At 37.3% G+C, this 22693-nt stretch carries 18 protein-coding genes and 2 riboswitches; of the genes, 12 read left to right on the forward strand and 6 right to left on the reverse strand.

Features of this window, described 5'->3' with window-relative positions:
• The first annotated feature begins 48 nt into the window (after positions 1-48).
• Positions 49-927, forward strand: coding sequence for a LysR family transcriptional regulator (locus tag NSQ59_RS02050; RefSeq protein WP_340828853.1), 879 nt, complete (start codon positions 49-51; stop codon positions 925-927).
• 40 nt (positions 928-967) lie between these two features.
• Here the strand turns inward: NSQ59_RS02050 and NSQ59_RS02055 are convergent, their stop codons facing one another.
• The 3 genes from NSQ59_RS02055 to NSQ59_RS02065 form a co-directional block, all read right to left on the reverse strand.
• Complete coding sequence (locus NSQ59_RS02055; protein WP_340828854.1) at positions 968-1951, reverse strand: ketoacyl-ACP synthase III; 984 nt, start codon at positions 1949-1951, stop codon at positions 968-970.
• Between the two features lie 98 nt (positions 1952-2049).
• Positions 2050-2784 carry a UMP kinase gene (gene pyrH / locus NSQ59_RS02060; RefSeq protein ID WP_126649367.1) on the reverse strand — a complete coding sequence of 245 codons (735 nt, stop codon included), beginning with the start codon at positions 2782-2784 and terminating at the stop codon, positions 2050-2052.
• A gap of 195 nt (positions 2785-2979) precedes the next feature.
• Positions 2980-3516: a YceI family protein gene (locus NSQ59_RS02065; protein WP_055738025.1), complete on the reverse strand. Its 537-nt coding sequence runs from the start codon at positions 3514-3516 to the stop codon at positions 2980-2982.
• Positions 3517-3966: 450 nt separating this feature from the next.
• Between NSQ59_RS02065 and NSQ59_RS02070 the strand changes: the two genes are divergently transcribed.
• From NSQ59_RS02070 to cstA, 4 genes are all read left to right on the forward strand, one after another.
• Positions 3967-5349 (forward strand): glycine--tRNA ligase, encoded by a 1383-nt coding sequence (locus NSQ59_RS02070; RefSeq protein WP_055738026.1) that lies wholly within the window; start codon positions 3967-3969, stop codon positions 5347-5349.
• Positions 5350-5665: 316 nt separating this feature from the next.
• Positions 5666-7453: a sensor histidine kinase gene (locus NSQ59_RS02075; RefSeq protein ID WP_340828857.1), complete on the forward strand. Its 1788-nt coding sequence runs from the start codon at positions 5666-5668 to the stop codon at positions 7451-7453.
• Positions 7428-8162: a LytR/AlgR family response regulator transcription factor gene (locus NSQ59_RS02080; protein WP_340828858.1), complete on the forward strand. Its 735-nt coding sequence runs from the start codon at positions 7428-7430 to the stop codon at positions 8160-8162. The genes NSQ59_RS02075 and NSQ59_RS02080 overlap by 26 nt, the downstream gene beginning before the upstream one ends.
• A 345-nt stretch (positions 8163-8507) precedes the next feature.
• Positions 8508-10310 carry a carbon starvation protein CstA gene (gene cstA / locus NSQ59_RS02085; RefSeq protein ID WP_055738028.1) on the forward strand — a complete coding sequence of 601 codons (1803 nt, stop codon included), beginning with the start codon at positions 8508-8510 and terminating at the stop codon, positions 10308-10310.
• Positions 10311-10591: 281 nt separating this feature from the next.
• Here the strand turns inward: cstA and NSQ59_RS02090 are convergent, their stop codons facing one another.
• The 3 genes from NSQ59_RS02090 to NSQ59_RS02100 all read right to left on the reverse strand — a co-directional run bounded on the left by NSQ59_RS02090 (position 10592) and on the right by NSQ59_RS02100 (position 15883).
• On the reverse strand, positions 10592-11584 hold the full coding sequence (locus NSQ59_RS02090) for a DUF3231 family protein (RefSeq protein WP_340828859.1): 993 nt from the start codon (positions 11582-11584) through the stop codon (positions 10592-10594).
• Positions 11585-11821: 237 nt separating this feature from the next.
• Positions 11822-13291 carry an amino acid permease gene (locus tag NSQ59_RS02095; protein ID WP_055738029.1) on the reverse strand — a complete coding sequence of 490 codons (1470 nt, stop codon included), beginning with the start codon at positions 13289-13291 and terminating at the stop codon, positions 11822-11824.
• 218 nt (positions 13292-13509) lie between these two features.
• Positions 13510-13701: riboswitch (Lysine riboswitch) on the reverse strand.
• Positions 13702-14062: 361 nt separating this feature from the next.
• Positions 14063-15883 (reverse strand): APC family permease, encoded by a 1821-nt coding sequence (locus NSQ59_RS02100; RefSeq protein ID WP_055738030.1) that lies wholly within the window; start codon positions 15881-15883, stop codon positions 14063-14065.
• Between the two features lie 147 nt (positions 15884-16030).
• Positions 16031-16174, reverse strand: a riboswitch (cyclic di-AMP (ydaO/yuaA leader).
• 354 nt (positions 16175-16528) lie between these two features.
• Between NSQ59_RS02100 and NSQ59_RS02105 the strand changes: the two genes are divergently transcribed.
• The 7 genes from NSQ59_RS02105 (at position 16529) to NSQ59_RS02135 (ending at position 22665) form a co-directional block, all read left to right on the forward strand.
• Positions 16529-16708: a twin-arginine translocase TatA/TatE family subunit gene (locus NSQ59_RS02105; RefSeq protein WP_055738031.1), complete on the forward strand. Its 180-nt coding sequence runs from the start codon at positions 16529-16531 to the stop codon at positions 16706-16708.
• Between the two features lie 188 nt (positions 16709-16896).
• Positions 16897-18105, forward strand: coding sequence for an MDR family MFS transporter (locus NSQ59_RS02110; protein WP_340828861.1), 1209 nt, complete (start codon positions 16897-16899; stop codon positions 18103-18105).
• A gap of 167 nt (positions 18106-18272) precedes the next feature.
• Positions 18273-19298, forward strand: coding sequence for an AI-2E family transporter (locus NSQ59_RS02115; RefSeq protein WP_445669192.1), 1026 nt, complete (start codon positions 18273-18275; stop codon positions 19296-19298).
• A gap of 262 nt (positions 19299-19560) precedes the next feature.
• Positions 19561-20289, forward strand: coding sequence for an amino acid ABC transporter ATP-binding protein (locus tag NSQ59_RS02120; protein ID WP_055738034.1), 729 nt, complete (start codon positions 19561-19563; stop codon positions 20287-20289).
• 178 nt (positions 20290-20467) lie between these two features.
• On the forward strand, positions 20468-21217 hold the full coding sequence (locus NSQ59_RS02125; RefSeq protein WP_055741091.1) for a transporter substrate-binding domain-containing protein: 750 nt from the start codon (positions 20468-20470) through the stop codon (positions 21215-21217).
• Between the two features lie 63 nt (positions 21218-21280).
• Positions 21281-21931, forward strand: a complete 651-nt coding sequence (locus NSQ59_RS02130; RefSeq protein WP_055738035.1) for an amino acid ABC transporter permease — start codon at positions 21281-21283, stop codon at positions 21929-21931.
• Positions 21932-21945: 14 nt separating this feature from the next.
• Positions 21946-22665 carry an amino acid ABC transporter permease gene (locus tag NSQ59_RS02135; protein WP_055738036.1) on the forward strand — a complete coding sequence of 240 codons (720 nt, stop codon included), beginning with the start codon at positions 21946-21948 and terminating at the stop codon, positions 22663-22665.
• The last annotated feature ends 28 nt before the right edge of the window (positions 22666-22693 follow it).

The following is a 22693-nucleotide window of genomic DNA, read 5'->3' on the forward strand; positions in this document are numbered from 1 at the left end:
AGTAATCATAAGTAAAGTTATATAATAGAAGTAAAAGGGGGAATGGGGATGGATCAATACTTACATGTTTTTGTGACGGTTGTGGAAAAAGGGAACTTCTCTCGTGCAGCAGAAGAGTTACATATGACGCAGCCTGCAGTCAGCCAATACATCCAAACACTTGAAAGAACGGTTGGAGCGCGGCTTTTAGAGCGAACAAATAAGTATGTGCGGTTGAATAAAGCAGGTGATGCTGTTTATCATCATGCGAAGGAAATATTAGGACTGTATACGAAGATGCAAAGAATTGTAGATGATCTTACAAATAAAGCGAGCGGTGCCTTAAGCATTGGTTCAAGCTATACATTTGGGGAATATGTTCTGCCGCATATCATGGCAAAATTACAGACTGGGTATCCGGATATTGATCCGACGATAACGATTGCAAATACGAAGGAGATTGCGGAGCTAGTTGCAAATCATCAGTTGGACGTGGGAATTGTAGAAGGACATTTTAAGGAAAAAAACTTGATCGTTGAGAAGCTTGCAGAAGATTCAATGGTGATTGTGGCTTCAACTAAGCTTCTTAATATAAATAAAAACCATTTAGAAAAAGATACATGGATTGTACGTGAACCGGGTTCAGGGACAAGAGAAGCACAAGAATCATTTTTTCAAAAGTTTAACATTACCCCCAAAAAATTAATGGAGTTTGGAAGTACACAGCTAATTAAAGAATCAGTGGAAGCGGGGCTAGGGATTAGCTTGCTTTCCAATTGGACTATTCAAAAAGAGCTTATATTAGATTCCTTACAAATCATCGATATCAAAGGGCTTCCAATTAAACGTGAATTTTCGGTTATTACGAAAACACCTTTTCAGACAAAGGCTTTAGAAGTATTCCTAGACCTATTAAGAAAAAACACATTAATTCCTTTGCAAAAATAGAATTGGGGTGTCTCGTAGAAGGAGGCACCCCTTTTATATTTTAATCTAAGTCCCAGCGGATGATATGACCTGCATGTGTAAGACCGCTGCCAAATCCATACACCATCATAATATCTCCATTTTTGACTTTCCCTTCCCTTATCCCAAGGTCCAAAGCAAGTGGGATGGTAACAGAAGAGGTATTCCCATAGAACTCTGCACTTGTTAATGTTTTCTCCATTGGGATTCCAGAGCGTTCGCAAACCGACTCAATCATTCGGAGATTGGCGCTGTGTGGAACAAACCAATCAATATCATTAGGATTGATTTCTGCTTTTTGCATCAGCTTGTCAATGGATGGAGGAAGCGTTCTAGATACCCACTTATAAACTTCGCGTCCATTTTGAACAATTTTTCTATCTGCTTTTATAGAATGTCCGAACATAGTAGTAGCTAGATTACTTCGATAAACATGAATACCGCCATCTCCATTTGTCCCCATATGGGTAGCTATAAAACTTGGCTTTCCTTCATCTTTTTCCACTAAAACGGCTCCTGCACCATCTCCGAATAAGATGCAAGTGGAGCGGTCCGTATAATCGGTTACTTTTGTTAAAGTCTCGGTTGCGACAACCAAAACTTTTTGATGCAAGCCTGATGTGATAAAGCTGTTTGCAACATGTAAAGCATACGTGAAACCTGCACAGGTTGCATTTAAATCAAAGGCACCTGTGTGAGGAATCTGAAAATAATCCTGGATTTGACAAGCAACACTAGGATATACATAGTCTGGTGTTGTGGTGGAAACAACGATACAGTCAACATCTTGTAAACTTTTATTATATGTCTCCATTAAATTTTCAATCGCTTTAAAGGCAAGAGTAGAAGCAAATTCTTCTTCACCGGAGATTCTTCTCTCTCTCATCCCTGTCCTTTGGACGATCCATTCATCATTTGTATCAACCATTTTCTCTAAATCTTGATTTTGCAATATTTTCTGCGGTACATAAGTACCAATGGCTGTAATACGAGCAGTTGAGTTCATAAAATTTCACCATCCTATTTATTATCTAATAATAATAACTAATATTAGTACCAGGTACTAAATATGTCAATAAAAAAAGACCTGTTTTTTCAACAGATCTATTTTAAACTGGATTCTTCATGACTAATTAACGTCCCGAAATGCTTGCCCATGCAGATTTTCTGCATTACACCGATTTCATCAAAATTAAATACATGAACAGGTAAATGATGGTCGCGAGCAAGTAATAAAGCAGATTGGTCCATCACTTTCAGATTGTTTTGTACGACATCGTTATAGTTAAGATTCGCATACATTTTTGCATTTGGATCTAGTTTTGGATCTGCAGTGAAAACTCCATCCACTCCTTGTTTTGCAACAAGAATGGATTCACAGTTGGTTTCCAATGCTCTTTGAACACTCGGATAATCCGTTGTCACATAGGGCTGCCCGTTACCGCCGGCAAAAATAACAACGTACCCCTTGTCTAAATGGTTCATCGCTTTTAACCGAATATACGGTTCTGCAACAGTTGTCACTGGGATCGATGTCATAACTCTAACTTCTTTATCGGTCTTGCTTTTTAAGACACCTCTTAGCATCAGACTGTTAATAATCGTTCCGAGTGTTCCAATATTATCTGCTTCCACACGGTCAATACCCCATTCATCTGCAAGCTTTCCTCTGAAGATATTTCCTCCACCCACAACAATGGATACTTCCACCCCTAATTGAACGACGGATAAAATTTCATTCGCAATGTGTTCTAAGCGGTTAGAATCAAAATTATTCCCGTTTTGGTCTGCTAGTGCACCACCGCTAAGCTTAAGTAAAACGCGTTGATATTTTAACATTCCAATTCCTCCCCCGTTTTAAGACAAATAAAAAGGAGCAAAGGCTAATGCCTTGCTCCTAAAATATTGAAAAGAAATGGCTGTTGAAAAGATTTTTTCATTTTCATACAAATCCACTCCTTCCCTAATGGATAATTTCACTTATTTGATTATACGAAATAATTCTTCAATTAGCTAATATTATTTAAAAAAATATTAAGCTTCTTTTGCAGCTTCGATTTCAATATTGATTTTAATATCATCACCAACAAGTACGCCGCCAGTTTCAAGTGCTGCGTTCCAAGTTAAACCATAATCACTGCGTTTTACTTTTCCTTCAGCGCTGAAGCCGATTTTTTCTGCTCCGCTCATAGGATCCTTTGCAACACCTTCGAATGTTACAGTAAATGTTTCTGGGCGAGTTACGCCATGAATACTCATATCACCAGTTACTGCGTACTCATCTTCGTCTTTTTTCACGATGTTTGTTGCTTTAAATGTCATTGTAGGGTATTTCTCTGCATCAAAGAAATCTCCAGATTTAAGATGTCCGTCACGGTCAGCATTACGTGTATCAATGCTTGCAACATCTACGGTAAAGTCAATATTTGCTGTTGTTAAGTCAGCTGGATCTGCTTCAATTGTTGCATTGAAGGAATGAAATGCACCTTTTACCTTTGAAACCATCATATGTTTTACTGAAAAATCGATTCCACTATGTGTTGTGTCTACTACCCATTTGCTTTTTGTCATTTTGGTTTACCTCCGTTTATTAATGATTTATTTTAACTATTATTTCTATAAATAACGATGAAATATTCATCAAGTAACTTTATGTAAGTAAGTATAATATCTTGAGTCCGAGATGTCAATAACATTTTTTTGATAAAAATAGACATTTTCATCATTCCTGGGACATTGACTTCCTTGAAACCATCTTGTATTATAATCATTAAAAATAATATTGTGACGTCGAAGGATTTATAGTAGCTAATGAATAATCTTTCAAGCGAATTGGGGATGGTGTAAGCCCAATAAGATACTTAGTGAAACGGCAATCTGGAGTCATACATTGGAAAGTGGATGTACATATTGTGCATCAACTGGGGTGGAACCGCGTGAGTACAGCTCTCGTCCCCAGACTCGAACAGAGTCTGAGGATGAGGGCTTTTATTATTTTTACAATAAAAGGAGCGATTTAAGATGAGTGCAAACATGGAACAAGTTGTTTCCCATGCCAAACATAGAGGTTTTGTCTTCCCGGGATCTGAAATCTACGGTGGATTAGCAAATACATGGGATTACGGTCCGCTAGGCGTAGAATTGAAAAATAATGTGAAAAAAGCTTGGTGGAAAAAGTTTATTCAAGAATCTCCTTATAATGTAGGTTTAGATTCTGCCGTGTTAATGAACCCGAGAACATGGGAAGCTTCCGGACATATTGGCAATTTCAACGATCCGATGATTGACTGTAAAAATTGTAAGGCAAGACATCGTGCTGATAAACTGATTGAAAATGCTCTCGAAGAAAAAGGCATCGAGATGGTAGTGGATGGACTTCCGTTTTCCAAAATGGAAGAGCTTATTAAAGAGTATGACATTGCTTGTCCTGATTGCGGCAGCAAAGATTTTACAGGCATTCGCCAATTTAATTTAATGTTTAAAACTTTCCAAGGTGTAACGGAATCAAGCACAAATGAAATCTTCCTTCGTCCAGAAACAGCACAAGGTATTTTTGTTAACTTTAAAAATGTCCAAAGAACGATGCGCAAGAAGCTTCCGTTTGGTATTGCCCAAGTTGGAAAGAGTTTCCGAAATGAAATTACACCTGGTAATTTCACATTCCGTACTCGCGAATTTGAACAAATGGAGCTTGAATTCTTCTGCAAGCCAGGCGAAGAACTAAAATGGTTTGATTACTGGAAGGACTATGCGAAGAAGTGGCTTTTATCATTAGGGATGAAAGAAGAAAATCTTCGCCTTCGCGATCACTCAGAAGAAGAGTTATCTCATTATAGTAATGCAACAACAGACTTTGAATATAAATTCCCATTCGGCTGGGGAGAACTTTGGGGTATCGCATCCAGAACAGATTTTGATTTAAAGAGACATATGGAATACTCAGGTGAGGACTTTACTTATCATGAGCAAGAAACAAATGAACGCTATGTTCCATATTGTATTGAACCATCACTTGGTGCAGATCGTGTTACGCTTGCTTACTTAATTGATTCTTATGAAGAGGAAGCATTAGAAGATGGTACATCTAGAACAGTAATGCATTTACATCCAGCTTTAGCACCGTATAAAGCTGCTATCTTACCATTATCGAAAAAATTATCTGATGGTGCTCGCGAGATTTTTGCTGAGCTTGCTAAGGATTTCATGGTTGATTTCGATGAAACAGGATCTATCGGTAAACGTTATCGCCGTCAAGATGAAATCGGAACACCATTCTGTATCACGTATGACTTTGATTCTGTGGAAGATAAAATGGTCACAGTAAGGGACCGTGATACAATGGAACAAACAAGACTTCCAATTAGTGAATTGAAAAAGTTCTTAGAAGAAAAAGTTCAATTTTAATTTTGAAGACACCTTTTTGGGGTGTCTTTTTTTGATGTTGTAGAACTTTTTAAGAAGTTTAGCGATCTTCTTTGAAAGTTAGGAAGAATGTATCTATTGTTGGGAGTTATACCACTATTTATGGTCATTGCTTATTGAATTGGGCTATTTTCTATAAAAATTGAGGGATTTCCCATTCTTTCTGGAATTCTGCAGAAACCTTCATTTTTTCAGCATATTATTTACTTATTTTATAATACGTTTAGTCAATCAACAAAATGTAAATGTCTCTCCCAATCTTTTGTATAATAAGAAGTAACGAAGGGTGGGAGCATCATTGGCACAATTACTTCCTGTTATGTTGGAGCGAGCTGGGATTTTGATAATTGTCGCGTTTCTATTATCACGGCTGAAGTCGTTTCGCCGAATTATTGATCATGAGCATGTGATGAAGGAAAAGATTATTTTAATCACGATATTTGGTGTGTTTGGAATTATTAGTAATTATACAGGTATAGAGATTCACCACCGATCTATTTCAGAAGAGTGGCATATAGGTGGGTTATCCGGAAGCAGTGCTATTGCAAACACGAGGATTATGGGTGTTGCAATCGGTGGACTACTCGGAGGTCCTGTTGTTGGGTTAGGTGCTGGACTAGTTGCCGGATTGCATAGGCTTTCCTTTGGGGGATATACGAGTATTGCTTGTGGTATTTCCACGATTCTTGCAGGGATTATCACCGGCCTTTTAGGAAAGCGTTTTAATATACGAGAAAAAAATGCTCATTTGAAGGCGGTCATTATTGGAATTTTAATGGAATGTGTTCAGATGGGGATTATCTTGTTGATTGCCAAGCCATTTGGCTCTGCCTTGGAGCTTGTAAAAATTATTGCATTTCCGATGATTACGGTAAATGGATTCGGGACGTTTATTTTCATGCTCATTATTCAAACGATATTATTAGAAGAGGACCGTACTAGAACCCTTCAAACTCACCGGGCATTATATATTGCTCAACTAACTTTGCCGTATTTTAGGCAGGGCTTAAACAAAGAATCATGTGAACGAGTAGCTGAAATTATCTTAAAACATACTGGGGCAGATGCAGTTTCGATTACCGACCGCAATCAAGTATTATCTCATGTAGGACTGGCTTCTGATCATCATATCCCGTTAAAAAGCATGGCAACGAAGCTTACACAAAAGGTGCTGGAGCAGGGGGAAATTCAAAAGGCGACAACAAAGGAGGAAATTCAATGTTATCGTGAGGACTGTCCGCTGAACTCTGCCATTGTTCTGCCTTTAAAAGCAAATAATCATGTAATCGGAACTTTAAAGCTTTATTTTAAAAGCTCCAACGGTTTAAGTGCTGTAGACGAAGAGCTGGTAGAGGGACTAGGAAAGCTTTTTTCCTCGCAACTAGAATTTGCAGAGGCGGAACAGCAACGAAAATTATTAAAGGATGCTGAAATTAAAGCGTTGCAGGCACAGGTTCATCCGCATTTTTTATTTAATGCCATTAATACTATTTCTTGTTTAATTAGAACCGATGCGGATCAGGCACGAAAATTACTATTACAGCTAAGCAAATTTTTTAGAAGTAATTTACAAGGGGCAAGGCAGATGCTTATTCCGCTCGAAAAAGAATTGGAGCATGTTCATGCCTATTTGTCTTTAGAACAAGCACGTTTTCCAAATAAATATACTGTTTCAATGGAGATTGATGAATCGATGAAAGATGTATTGATTCCGCCATTTACCTTGCAGCCATTGGTTGAAAACGCGGTACATCATGGATTCAAGCATTTGGAAAAAGGGAAAAAAGGAGTTATTTCCATACATGCTTGTCAGGAAAATGGTAAAATCAACATTACAACGATTGATAATGGAGTAGGGATGACGGAAGACCAAAGAAGAAACTTAGGGACTAAAGCGGTGCATTCTAAAGAAGGGACCGGTACAGCGCTTTGGAATATTAAAAAGCGAATAGATGAGATATATGGACAAGTTGCGGATTTTAAGATAGAAAGTGAGCCAGCTTCTGGTACAAAAATTACTATTAGTCTGCCATTGGATGAACAGAAGTGGGGTGAGGAGTATGCTGAAGGCTTTTATCGTGGATGACGAACCATTAGCAAGAGATGAATTAAAATATCTTTTAAAAAGAACAAAACAAGTCGAGATTGTTGGGGAAGCAGATTGTATAGAGGATGCGTTAGAGATCGACGATACGTCTATTGATGTTTTATTTGTAGATATCATGCTTGCAAATGAAACGGGACTGGATCTAGTAGAAAAACTGAAGAAAAAGGGAAAGCATCCTGCCATTGTATTTGCAACCGCCTATGATGAATATGCCTTAAAGGCATTTCAATTAAATGCGATTGATTATATTTTAAAACCGTTTGAAGAGCAAAGAGTGCTGCAAACAGTGGAGAAAATTACAAGCTTTCTCCCTTTAAAAAATGGTGAGAAAGATACTGTAGCTGGTGAAAAAAAGACTCCATCTGATAAACTGGCGATTACCGTTGATGAGAGAATCATCATTATCCATATTCAAGATATTTTATATATCGGTACAATGGAGGGAAAAACCATTATTGTTACGGAAAAGCAAAAATACCAAACCAGTGATTCTTTGGTGACATTCGAGAAAAAGCTGCAAGGCACATCGATTGTCCGGGTTCATCGAGGATATCTTGTTAATTTAGATGCAATAGTGGAGATTCAACCTTGGTTCAATTCTACGTATAATTTAGTCATGAACGATGGGGAATCGGTTCCTGTCAGCAGAACATATACAAAAGAACTGAAACAATTAATCGGATTTTAAAAAGTTCGGGAAGGGACATGCTTCTCGAATTTTTTCATTAACGGAATAAGTAGCATCATGGGAGCTTCGGATTTTACTTGTACATACACAAGTAAGTTAACGGATTTCTGAATCTTCTCCCAGCGGAAAAGGGTTTTGACTTGTCTTTGTATGATTTCGCTTCATTTCGTTTGCGCTTTTCTAACAAAAACAGACAAAGTTTTTCAAAAATTTTGTGCACTTCATATCCGCAAATTTGTATTTCACCCCGATATTTCTGCATTTTACGGTGAAAAGCCAATGTCAGCGTTTTCATTACGTAAAATGTAGATAAGTTATATAAAAGAGTCAAAGGGGTGTCATAAAATGAATGCGATTACAATTGTAATAGGATCGATTTGTATATTGATGATTGCTTATCGTTTATATGGAACGTTTATGGCTGCCAAGGTGTTAAAGTTAAATGATGCAACACCGACACCAGCACATGAATTTAATGACGGAAAAGATTACGTTCCTACGAATAAATGGGTGACTTTTGGTCATCATTTTGCGGCGATTGCTGCTGCTGGTCCATTAGTTGGGCCGATATTGGCAGCCCAATTCGGCTACCTGCCTAGTTTACTTTGGTTATTGATCGGTGCGGTTATTGGGGGAGCGGTACATGATGCGGTCGTATTATTTGCCTCTATGCGCCGAAAAGGGAAATCATTATCAGAAGTGGCAAAGGAAGAAATGGGACCTGTTGCCGGATTTTGTACAGGCTTAGCGATGCTTTTTATCATTACGATTACGATGGCCGGTCTATCGATGGTTGTGTTAAATGCATTGCAAAATAATCCATGGGGTACTTTCTCGGTTGGTATGACGATTCCGATTGCAGTCGGAGTGGGAATCTTTTATAAGAAGACAGGAAATTTAAAACTGACAACAACAGTAGGGTTTATTTTAATCATGGTTGGCGTGTTTGTTGGTCCATATATAGAAGGAACAGCATTAGGCGACTTTTTAACATTAGATACAAAAACATTGGCTATTATTTTACCTATTTATGCGTTCTTTGCTGCCGCTTTACCAGTATGGTTATTGCTTGCTCCGCGCGATTATTTGAGCAGCTTCATGAAGATTGGTGTATTTGCTGCTTTAATCATTGGGGTGTTTATTATTAACCCATCGATTAAAATGCCGGCTCTTACAGACTTTATCCATGGCGGTGGCCCGGTAATGGCTGGTCCGGTATGGCCGTTTATCTCCATTACGATTGCTTGTGGCGCTATCTCTGGATTCCATGCCTTTGTCGGCTCGGGTACAACACCAAAAATGCTTGATCGATGGACAGATATTAAAGTTGTTGGTTTTGGTGCAATGTTAGTAGAATGTGTAGTGGGGATTATGGCATTAGTAGCAGCAACTGCATTACAGCCTGCTGACTACTTTGCTATTAACTCTACACCGGAAGTGTTTAAAACATTAGGAATGCATGTTTCACAGCTGCCGCATCTTGCCAGTGAAATTGGTTTAGGATTAGAAGGACGTACAGGAGGGGCTGTAACACTTGCGGTTGGGATGACTTATATTTTTACAAAGATTCATTGGTTCTCCCATTTAGCGCCCTACTTCTTCCAATTTGTTATTATGTTTGAAGCGGTATTTATTTTAACAGCAATCGATTCAGGTACTCGTGTAGCACGTTATTTAATTCAAGATTTCTTTGGTGAAATTTATAAGCCTTTGAAGAAAACGGATTGGTTGCCAGGATCTATTTTTGCTAGTGCAGTTGCGTGTCTTTTATGGGGTTATCTTCTCTTCTCAGGAGATATCGGATCTGTTTGGGCACTATTCGGAGTTTCTAATCAATTAATGGCTTCCATCGGATTAATCGTTGGAGCAACCGTTATCTTGAAAATTGCAGATAAGAAGCGATATATGCTGACTTGTTTAATCCCTCTTGCTTATTTATATGTAACAGTGAACTACGCGGGATACTGGATGGTTAAGAACGTATACTTAAATCATGCAGCTGCCGGTTATAGCCTTCTAAATGGTGTATTGTCTATCATCATGCTCGTTCTTGGCTTAGTGATCATGATTACAGCAATTAAGAAATGGATTGAATTGTTAAGCACTCCACACGTAAAGATGGAAAAGATGTCTACGGGAAATATTTAATCAGATGGAAAAAGAGCAGGGAGTTTTCTCTGCTCTTTTTATTTAAGGATAAAAAAGCACAAAATATTTAAACATTCAAATTATTGAACGAATTCAACCTTGTCTAGCTCCAGCGCCTATCGGCTAGCGGATTTCTCCGTCTCCTCCCTACGATAAGTCAACATCAGTTGAAAATGGAAGTGCTATTTTCACTTGTTCGTGAACTACCTCACTGTGTTTCCTTTATCTCAGTCGAAGACTACGAAATCCGTACGCCGATGAGCAATGCGCTTGCGCTTTTCTTATGACTTTTGAAGTTTATTTCTATCAGGAGCTCCCGGCGGTTTTTCCAACCATTTACGGTCGACTAGAATGTCAAACCCCTGTTTAGAATATAAAAGGATCTCCGCGATAAATTTACTATAATGGGCAGACAAATCTGTTCTAAATGATAAGGAAAGTGCATGGCCGATAAGGGTGATGTCAATGGCATTTAGTGCGGAAAATAGCGTCATGACAAGCTTATCTGAAAATGGTGATTCGGTAGATTCCGTGACCTCCATATTTATCGGCACAAGCCCTAAAAGATCTTCTTTCATTAAAACTTCGTTAAAAAGATTAATTTGTTTCTCTGAAATTTCCTTCCCTTTTTTCAAGTACTCTTTAATTTCCGGATCCTTAATTACTTGGAGTAAGCCAGTACAAAGCAAAATGGCGAAATAATTTCGTTCAATATTTGAAAAAATTTCTGTAATCTCTACCACATTTAAAGGACGTTTTTTTCCAATAAACCCATTTATATACGATTCCTTTTGGATATATTGAACCTCTTTAGGATAAGGAATCATTGGCGGCCGATCATATAACCCCTTTGATAACAATAAAGAAGTGGAGGCCTTTAAAAGATCCGTGTTTTCTTTTACAATAGACGTGAAAAAATCCTGTATATCTATACGGCATATATCAGTGGTGATAAAAGAATACAAGACCATGTCCATTTTACTAAGCGAATACACAAAGGTTAAGGCAAAAGGGTCATAAAATAAAGGTGGCGCCTCTAAGTTAATGTCTTGATCGGTATATCCATCCGGAATTGGAATTTCTTCTTGTGTAAACAGTTCTCTCAAATAATGCAATCTTTTATTCGAGGATGCTAAAGCTTGATCGAGAATAGCTTTTATCTCGGAATCCTTAATATGATGGAGAAAATACGTAATTAGGCACCACTCCATACTGCTGTTCATATAAGTGGACCAAAGTCCGCCAATTTCAGCGCTTGTAAGTCTTTGTGCCAATTTATGCCCCTCCCTCTAAGTAAACGTAGTATTAGAATTTGATAAATAGGGGAATTCTATTCGTAATGAGAGGGTTCGTTATTATTTGTAATGAAATTTTTTTGTTCAGAACAAAAGCGAAAGCGTCATGTTCATCGTTAGAAGATAGGCGCTGAAGCAGACGTAGACCATTCTTTTAAGGTGGTAATAAATATTTAAGCAATGAAAAAGACCGTCTATTTGACGGCCTTAAGATGGTTAATTTTTATACGTAAAATCACATTCCTGAAGCGGAACTACTTTCGTTTTCTTTGTAAACTTATAGCCGAGCCACACAATAATAAATAATGGCAATCCGATATAGGACACTAAAATTCCGTTCCAATCAATTTTATCGGCTAAAAAGGCAGGATAGTTTTGTCCAAGGATCACGATAGCACATAGAATAAAAGCGAAAATCGGACCGAATGGAAATAGCTTAGATCGATATGGAAGCTCTTTTAAATCCCGCCCTTGTGCTACATATGCTTTACGGAAGCGGTAATGGCTAATGGCAATTCCAAGCCATGCGATAAAGCCCGACATCCCGGAAGCATTTAATAACCAAGTGTATACAACCCCATCTCCGAAAAGGGAAGCAAGGAAAGCTAATGTTCCAATTAAAGATGTAACAATTAAAGCATTGACCGGTACACCATTTTTGTTTAACTTCGCCAAAAACTTCGGAGCTTTTCCTTGTCGTGCTAGGTCCCAAAGCATTCGTGTAGAAGCGTACATTCCTGAGTTACCGGCAGATAATACGGCAGTTAAAATAATAGCATTCATAACAGACGCGGCAAAAGCAATCCCGGCTTTATTAAATATAATCGTAAATGGACTCATTGTAACATCAGAATCTGCTAAGCTTTTATCTGTGTATGGAATTAATAATCCAATGACAAGAATTGCTAAAACGTAAAACAGAAGGATTCGCCAAAATACTTGTTTTACTGCTTTTGGAATACTTTTCTCAGGATTATCACTTTCTCCAGCTGCAATTCCCAGAAGCTCTGTCCCTTGAAAGGAGAAACCGGCAGCCATAAAGATTCCAAGCATCGCCATAAATCCTCCATGGAAAGGAGCATCTCCTATTGTAAAGTTTTTAAAGCCAACCGGGCTATTTCCCATAATCCCGAAGATCATTAAAAATCCGGTAATAATAAACACAATAACGGTAATAACTTTTATAATGGCAAACCAAAATTCCGCTTCTCCAAAGCCTTTAACAGAAAGATAGTTCAGTAAAAACATGATAATTAAACAAATTGCACTCCAAATGATAGATGGAGTATGCGGAAACCAGAATTTCATAATAATGGTTGCTGCTGATAATTCCGCGGCAATCGTAATCGCCCAGTTATACCAATAATTCCAACCAAGTGCAAATCCGAGAGAAGGATCGACGAATTTGGTGGCATAAGTACTAAAAGTACCGGCGACTGGCATATAGGCTGCCATTTCCGCCAGACTGGTCATTAAGAAATAAACCATAATTCCAATTAATAAATAGGCAACGATAACTCCTCCTGGACCCGCGGTATGGATAGCTCCTCCACTTGCAAGGAAAAGTCCCGTTCCGATTGTCCCACCGAGAGAAATCATCGATAAATGACGTGATTTAAGGCTCCGCTTTAAAGTTTGAGGCTCACTTTTAGCTTGTTTTGCATTTGATAATGAATGTGTTTCCAAAGTTGTCACTCCTTTTCATTTACTGCTGGTGTCCAGATACCACATCTCTGGGTGTCAGTCACCATGCATTTCATGTCTCCAGCTTCGGTGCCTATCGATTAGCGGGTTCGTAAACCGTACGTCGATGGGCAAGGCGCTTTTCTTCGAAGGAGTGGGGAATCAAAAAAGCCATCGAAAGTAAAATCGACGGCTTATCACAATACCCCGCATCATACCTTCCGAAAGATAGCACAACACGTTTGTCTGGTAAGAACAAACGTGACAGTTCTGTTCCTATTTGGAGACAGCCCCAGCCAAATAATTCAAAGAAAATGATTTGACTTCGGCGACTATTCCTTTCAAACGGAGTCTTCGGTGTTCTTTGCACCTCGTCCGTCCTACTATTAAAAGTCGCGACCTCTACCTCACCGGTCTGATGAGGATTTTAATATTTAATTAGTACAGTGATTAATTATAAGGGATATTCGACAAAAATCAATAGATTTTGTGAATAAAATAGGAAAAAGGGATGGTGGTAATTTCCGGTAGCCCTAATAATACTGAAAATAATATTAAACGGACATGGAATCCGTTATATTAACAAAATGACCCTAATTTAAGCTCTTAGCGGACACTGAGTCCGTTATTTGCGAAAAAACATTAGGAATTCATTGCTTTTTTACAAAATAACGGAACCTGTGTCCGCGAAACTTAGGAAAGAACCTATTTTGTCACACATAACGGAACTGGTGTCCGTCAAATTAACCAATTCAGTTTTCTACTTGAACAGAACTACTTTTTAAAATGGTAAGGTAGTGTCGCCACAACGATATCCTTACTCCATAGAAGCCTTGTTCGGATCAGCAAAGCAGATTGGTTATGCAGGATGTTATGCCACCTTTTTTTCGGAATAAACTGCGGTACTAAAACAGTGACCACATACCCACTTTCAGCTACTTTTGACTGAATGGTTTCGAGAAATTTACATAATGGATATATAATGCTTCGGTATGATGAATGAAGTGTCACTAATCGCACTCCATTGTTCAACTCTGCCCATTTTTGTTCCATTCTTTTTTCATCTTCCCGATCAAATGCCACGTAAACTGCAATCACTTCGTCCGTAAGCGATTTTGCGTAATTAATTGATCGTTCTACAACAGTTGTAATACCGGCAACTGGAACAATAAACACATTCCCGTTAATTTTTTCGAGAACTGGATGAGAGCAACGCAATTGTTCACTAACCGCTTTGTAATGTTTATTAATAGTATGGAAAAGGTATACGACTGCTGGTAAAAAGATGACAACAAACCATACTTGATGGAACTTTGTAACAAAAATAATCGCAAAAACAAGGAACGAAATAAGGGCACCAACTAAATTAATAATTAATTTTAACATCCAGCCATTTGGCTTTTGTTTAATCCATTTAATAATCATCCCGGTTTGAGATAAGGTAAACGGAATGAATACCCCGACTGCATAAAGCGGAATCAAATGCTCTGTTCTTGCTTTAAATCCAATGATTAATAATATAGAAGCAATACTTAAAAAGATGATTCCATTTGAATAGCCTAAGCGGTCTCCCCGCATCGTAAACATCCTTGGCATATATTTATCTCTAGCGAGGTTATATGCGAGCTGTGGAAAAGCGGAAAAACCCGTATTTGCAGCAAGGACAAGGATAATGGCTGTTACTGCTTGTATAAAGTAATAAACATAATTTCTTCCAAATGTATGAGAAGCAATTTGGGAAACAACTGTTTCTGTCGCCTTTGGACCAATTCCGTACCAGTAGGATAAAAACGTAATACCACTAAATAGTACTGCCAGTATTCCGCCCATCATTGCTAATGTCGTTGCTGCATTTTTAGGAGCTGGGTCCTTAAAGTTAGGGATAGCATTCGATATAGCTTCTACTCCAGTTAATGCGGAACATCCTGATGAAAAAGCACGAAGCAGCAAGAATAAGGAAATTCCAGCAACCGGTGTCCCTAAATGCGGATGCAGATTAGGCGATATTTGCCCTGTTGCCACTCTATATACACCCACAATAATTAAAAGGATAATGGCAAATACAAATATATAGACAGGGTAGGCTAACACAGATGCTGACTCTGTTAGTCCTCGTAAATTCAAAATGGTAATAAAAATAACAAGAAATATAGCAATTTCTACGCTGTAAGGATGTAAGACAGGAAAAGCAGATGTAATGGCATCTGTTCCTGAAGAAATACTAACGGCAACCGTTAATATATAATCGACAAGCAAGGATCCGCCTGCAATTAGTCCGGGATTTACCCCGAGATTTTCCTTCGAAACCAAATAGGCTCCGCCACCTTGTGGATAAGAAAAAATAATTTGTCTGTAAGAAAGGGTTAGCGCCAATAAAAGGAATAAAACCCCCACTGCGATTGGAATGTTATACCAAAAGGCTGCAGTACCGATTGTAGCTAATACAATTAAAATTTGCTCTGTCCCATAAGCTACAGATGAAAGGGCATCCGATGAAAGAATGGCTAGAGCTTTTAATTTAGATAATTTCTGTTCGCCTAATTCATGGGATTTCAACGGTCTTCCGATTAATAATCGTTTAATTGAACTGTACATGGATGATTCTCCTTAAAGATGTGTTCACTTTAGTATTGTTTCTAAAAAAGCAAAGATGTATAAATTTTTATTTTCTTTTACGGCAACACAAAAAACCACAGAAGGGATGTAGCCTTCTGTGGTCAGTAGTTTACGATCACAAGCTTTCATTCCTCTCTATACGCTTACGAGGTTAGCTGTCGGATTCGGACATGAGAGAATAGCCCTACCTTATAAAGGATTCACCCCAAGTGAACAATCAATTCACAAGTATGGGTCCCCCGCTCCAATTGGATTAAGCGTTATTCGATGTTAAAATTTATATTAAAAATATACTCCCATCATTTTCACTTGTAAAGATGTGATTTTTCCTTTTTTAAGTCTATTTTTTAAACGAGGTTGCTTTTGTTGGCGAAAACTTTATATACATTAAAAAAAGATGCTCAAAAACTAAATGATAATAAGTTTTATAACAACGAAAACAACCTTTTAAATCTACAAAAGCAGACAGTTTAAGTCTATTTTTTAAGGGGAAAATATTATGGATATCAGCAGTTGAAATAAGCCTAAAATAGGAATATGATATGATTATTGAGGACTAATTTCAGAGTATTTATTCTAACCCGTAAATTTAGTTTTACTTCTAAAGTGAAGGGAGTGGCAAGAGTGGGTAATTTAGGATTTGGTGAAGTATTAATTATCCTAGTTGTAGCATTATTGATTTTCGGTCCATCGAAGCTGCCTAAATTGGGTAAAGCTGCAGGCGAGACATTAAGAGAATTTAAAAAAGGAATGAATGGAATCATCTCAGAAGATGAGGAAATAAAAAAAGAGGAAAATAAATAGTGGAAATATAAATCTAAGTGACCATAGGCTTAACAAGTTTATGGTTTTTTGTTTGCTTTTTTATGATGTAAAGAGTCATTTACTTGGGATTATTTTTTCTTATGTCTAAACTTAAAAAATTTATAATTTTCTTATCGACTTTCTTTTTGTATATTTAACGTATTCAATTGGAGAAAGTAGGGTACAGCATGAGTCGACTTAGTTTAAAAGGATTTCATCCTATCGTGTGGACATTACTGGGAGGTACTGTTTTTGCAAGGGGAGCAAGTTTTATGGCGATGCCTTTTTTAGCCTTATACTTATCCCACACACAAGGTATACATCCTGTAATCATAGGTATCATTGTGGGGATTGGTCCATTATCCGGTACAGTAGGTGGATTTATAGGTGGGCACTTGTCGGACCGTTTTGGACGAAAAGTAATTATGCTTTCCTCCGTTTTTACTTGGGCATTTGTATTTATTGGATTTTCTTTTGCGAAGGATCCATTGGCTTTTTTTCTATTAAATGCCCTGAATGGAATATGCCGCTCGTTTTTTGAACCTACGAGTCAAGCACTGATGGCGGACTTAACAGAACCGGAAAAAAGATTAAGAGTATTTGCGCTTCGTTATACAGCGATCAATATTGGTGCAGCTGTTGGCCCGTTACTTGGCGCATATTTTGGTGTAGTATCGTCGACTGTAACATTTTTGATTACAGGGTCTTTTTATTTAATCTATGGTGTGATCCTAGCTAGTTTATTGAGGAAATATAAAGTCAAGTTGAGTCATCAGGTGAAGAAAGTGTCAACCATTAAAGATGCATTCAACATTATCAGATTGGACTCTTCTTTAAGATTCTTTATTATCGGCGGGATACTTGTGAATATTGGATATTCCCAAATAGATTCCTCCTTACCGCAGCATTTGGGCAGGATGATTGAAAATGGACCTGTATTATTTTCATTATTATTGTCCATAAATGCTATAACGGTTGTTGTACTACAAATTCCACTCAGTCATCTTGTAGAGAAATGGCGTGTCTTGCATGTGATGATGCTTGGCAGTTTCTTCTTTGTTTTAGGATTCTTGTTCATGGGATTTGCTGGCTCCTGGATAAGCTTTATTATCTCGATGGTTTTATTAACGATTGGTGAAATTTTTCTTTTCCCATCCACGAGTGTGTTCATTGATCAAATCGCTAAGGAAGAATTACGTGGGACGTACTTCGGTGCTGCCCAATTTCGTTCTATTGGAAATTCTGTAGGTCCAGTGATGGGAGGATGGATATTAAATCAGTGGAATGGTCACTGGCTATTTTGGATGATGGCTTTCATTGTAACGGTTAGTATATACTTTTTTCTTGCAGGAAGCAGAAGGCAGCTCGAATCTGTTGTTGGTTTAAATAATTCATAATTTATAAGGAAAAAAGTTATAACAAATAGCGGTTTCGTGTTATAGTGAAAATTGAAGTTCATATTCACCTAATGAAGGAAAATATGGATATAAAAAAGATATTTATATTTGATGACGATAATATAATTGGAATGAAAAGATAAATTATAAGGGGATATGAAAAACTGATGGATGTACTGCTAATGCTTATACAAAAAAAGAGCGTTAAAAGGATAATTATTTTTGCTCTTATTGCAGTTGTTTTGTACTTTCTAAGGAGCATGATCAATTTAATCCTTCTAACATTTATTTTTACCTTTTTAATGGATCGATTAGTGAATTTTGTCACAGATAAAATTCCTATCAATCGAAAACTTACAGTTGTTATAGTATATTGTTTGATCGTTGGGTTATTGTCCTTAGGGATTGTGAAATATTTGCCTGTCATTATTTCAGAAATTTCACAGCTTGTTAAACAAGTAACTACTTTTTACACTCAGCCTCATAATAACAAAGTGTTGAATTATGTCGTAAACATGATTAACAGCTCTAAAATTTCGTCATATTTAGAGCATGGCGTCACTTTTGTTTTTACTTACTTTACAGGGATTGGCAAAGTCTTTGTGCAAGTACTAATGTCTATATTGCTAAGTTTGTTTTTTCTATTAGAAAAAAAGCGTTTGATTGATTTTACGAAGAGGTTTAAGCATAGTAAAATAGCAGCTTTTTATAATGAAATAGAATTTTTTGCGGAAAAATTTATTCGTTCGTTCGGAAAAGTAATCGAGGCACAGTTCATTATTGCAATTGTCAATACAGTGTTAACAACCATTGCGTTGTCCATTATGCATTTTCCACAATTATTTGGGTTAGCAATATTAATCTTTTTCCTCGGCCTGATTCCTGTGGCAGGGGTAATCATCGGATTTATTCCGTTAAGTTTAATAGGCTACAGTATTGGCGGAGTGATGCTGGTTGTATATGTCATTATCACAATCCTGGTAATACATGCACTTGAAACATATATATTAAATCCTAAGTTAATGTCATCCAAAACAAATCTGCCCATTTTCTACACCTTTATGGTTTTAATTTTTTCAGAGCACTTTTTTGGTGTGTGGGGGTTAATTGTTGGTATTCCAATTTTTATGTTCCTTTTAGACGTATTAGATGTAACGAATAAAGATCATGAGATTAAAGAGGAAATTAAATAGTACAAAAGTCAAGATTGAATAGATGTTTTATTAAAACACGTTAGCTTTTTAAAAGTTAACGTGTTTTTTGTGTGCCTATTTTTACATTGAAATGGTACTTTTGTACTATTTTATCCATTAAGGTAATTAGTGGGAGGAATTTTTCGTGAAAAGTCGAAATATATATAATTATGAAGATTTGTAAGATTATAAATTTATCTTCATAACAAAGAGTAGACCTTAGTCCTATTCTTTTTATTTTTTACATCTTGGGGGGGTTGGATTGATATCGTTTCAAAATGTTAATAAACATTATGGCCAATTTCATGTACTAAAGAATATTAATCTTGAGGTGCAGGATGGAGAGGTAGTAGTAGTCATTGGTCCATCAGGATCTGGTAAGAGCACGATGCTGCGCTGTATCAATCGCTTAGAAACGATTACAGATGGAGATTTATCAGTCAATGGGTTCAAGGTCAATGATAAAAAAACAAATATTAATGATTTGCGCAAGAATATTGGAATGGTCTTTCAGCACTTCAATCTTTATCCGCACAAAACGGTTCTCCAAAATATTACCCTTGCACCCATTAAAGCATTAGGGGTCGATCCAAAGAATGCGGAAGAAACGGCCATGTATTACTTGGAAAAGGTCGGTATTCCGGATAAAGCAAAATCCTATCCATCACAATTATCCGGCGGACAACAGCAAAGGGTGGCCATTGCGAGAGGTCTTGCGATGAAACCGAATGTCATGCTTTTTGACGAGCCTACATCCGCACTGGACCCTGAAATGATCGGGGAAGTATTAGAGGTTATGAAGTCACTTGCTAAGGAAGGGATGACGATGGTTGTCGTCACACACGAAATGGGCTTTGCCAAAGAAGTGGCAAACCGCGTCGTTTTTATGGATCAAGGCCAAATATTAGAGGAGGCCAGACCAAGCGAGTTTTTCGCTAATCCCAAAACAGAAAGAGCACAAATATTTTTGAAAAGGGTATTGAATCATTAAAAAAGAATAGCTAGAGGTGGTTGTGGGATTTAAAATGTAATACCTAGTGCTGAACGTGCATAAAGGTAAGTCATATAACCACTTATTAGTTATATAAAGAAAATTTAAGGGGGAAGAGTCTTTGAAAGGTTTAAAAAAGGTATTGTTTCTTGGGCTGATTTTTACGTTGGTTGCTGCTATGTTTGCTGGATGCGGGAAGAAAACAAATGGGGATACAAGTAAAGATACTCTTCAAGAAATAAAAGACCGTGGAAAGTTTGTTGTAGGTGTAAAGTACGATACGAATTTATTCGGCTATAAGGATCCAAAAACCGGTGAGGTAACGGGATTTGATGTTGATATTGCTAAAGCATTGGCGAAAAAAATCCTTGGAGATGAAAACAAGGTAGAATTAGTGGAAATTACTTCAAAAACTCGTGTTCCTAAGTTAAATAATGGAGATATTGATGCCATTATAGCTACTATGACTATAAGTGAAGAACGCAAAAAGGAAGTTGATTTTTCTGATGTGTACTTCATGGCAGGTCAATCATTATTAGTTAAAAAAGGAAGCCCTATTAAAAGTGTTGCTGACTTAAAAAAAGGAACAAAAGTATTAGCGGTGAAAGGATCAACATCAGTTGATAATGTAAAAAAAGCAGCACCTGATACCGAAGTGTTAGAATTTGAAAACTATGCAGAAGCCTTTACAGCTTTGAAGGCAGGCAAAGGTGATGCGCTTACTACGGATGATTCCATTCTTTATGGTATGGCAGACCAAGACAACAATTATCAATTAGTTGGCGGGACCTTTACAGAGGAACCTTACGGAATCGCAGTTAGAAAAGGACAGAAGAAATTCCAAGAGTATATTAATAAATTCTTAAAAGAACTAAAGGATAGCGGAGAATACGATCAAATTAAAAACAAATGGATTAAACAGCAATAAAAAATAGTAAGGTAAACGGAGATGAGTGCGGGCGCTCATCTCCTTTATAAAGGAGGGAGAAGATTGCTGGATTTCTCCATACTAACAAATTACTTTGATATGTATATGGAAGGATTTCTAAATACTTTAAAGATTAGTCTAATCGGACTTGTTGGAAGCTTTATTTTGGGTGTTATTATTGCGGTTTTAAGAATTGCACCATTTCGGTTATTAAATTTTATTGGGGCATGCTACGTGGAATTTATTCGGAATATACCGGTATTGGTAATTGCCTTTTTCTTTTATTTTGGGCTAAGTGTATATGTGAATATGAGCGGATTTGTTGCTGGTACAATTGCGTTAACCATTTATACTTCCGCTTTCATTGCAGAAGCTGTGCGGGCAGGAATTCAATCCGTAGACAAAGGGCAGATGGAAGCAGCACGTTCAACGGGATTAACGTATACGCAAGCAATGAGAATGATTATTTTGCCGCAAGCTATTAAAATTGTTATTCCGCCGATTGGCAATCAATTTTTGAATCTGGTGAAAAATTCTTCCATCATGGCAATGATTGCGGGGATGGACCTTATGTATTTTGCTGATGCCGTCCATGAAAAAACATATGTAACATTTGATACATATATTTTTGTGGCAATGTTTTATCTAGTTATTACAATCCCATTAAGCCTCCTTGTCAATTATTTAGAGAAAAGAATGGCTAATGCCTACTAGGGAGGAGTGAAAAAATGGATTTTGCAGGTGCTTATCAAGCAGGAAATCTGCTGTATATGTTGAAAGGGTTCGCTGTTACATTAGAGGTTGCTTTTATTTCTATTATATTAAGCTTTGCGATAGGAAGTTTATTAGGGATTTTACGTTATTCCAAAATTCCCGTCGTATCACATATCGTCTTATTAGTGGTAGAGATTATCCGAAATCTCCCACTTCTGCTAATCATCTTTTTTGTTTATTTTGCCTTGCCGGAAATCGGAATCAAATTTGAAATTAAGTCAGCCGCCATTGTTGCGTTAACGATTTTTGAATCAGCGATGATTTGTGAAATTGTCCGAAGTGGTCTAAATTCTATCGAAAAAGGTCAAATTGAAGCGGCTCGCTCTTCGGGGCTAACATACATTCAAACAATGAGGTTCATTATTTTGCCGCAAGCGCTTAAGCGAATGATCCCTCCGTTAGTGAGTCAATTTATTTCACTTCTAAAAGACACTTCCCTTGCTATCATTATCGCCTTGCCGGAGCTTCTGCATAATGTGAAGGGTATATATAGTGGAAATGTTAACTACGTTATCCCGAGTATTATTTTGGCAATCCTTATGTATTTTGTCGTAAATTATGCCTTATCGCTAGTTGCTAGGAGGCTTGAAAAACGATTAGATACAAACAGAAGGAATAGTGCAAAATCAGGAAAAGTGAAAAATACTGCTGCCTCAGGCGGGGTTTCAATGTAATATTCTTACTCATAAAAGTAGACATCTG

The sequence above is a fragment of the Margalitia sp. FSL K6-0131 genome (genome assembly GCF_038008735.1).
Classification (GTDB): Bacteria; Bacillota; Bacilli; order Bacillales; family Bacillaceae_C; genus Margalitia; species Margalitia shackletonii.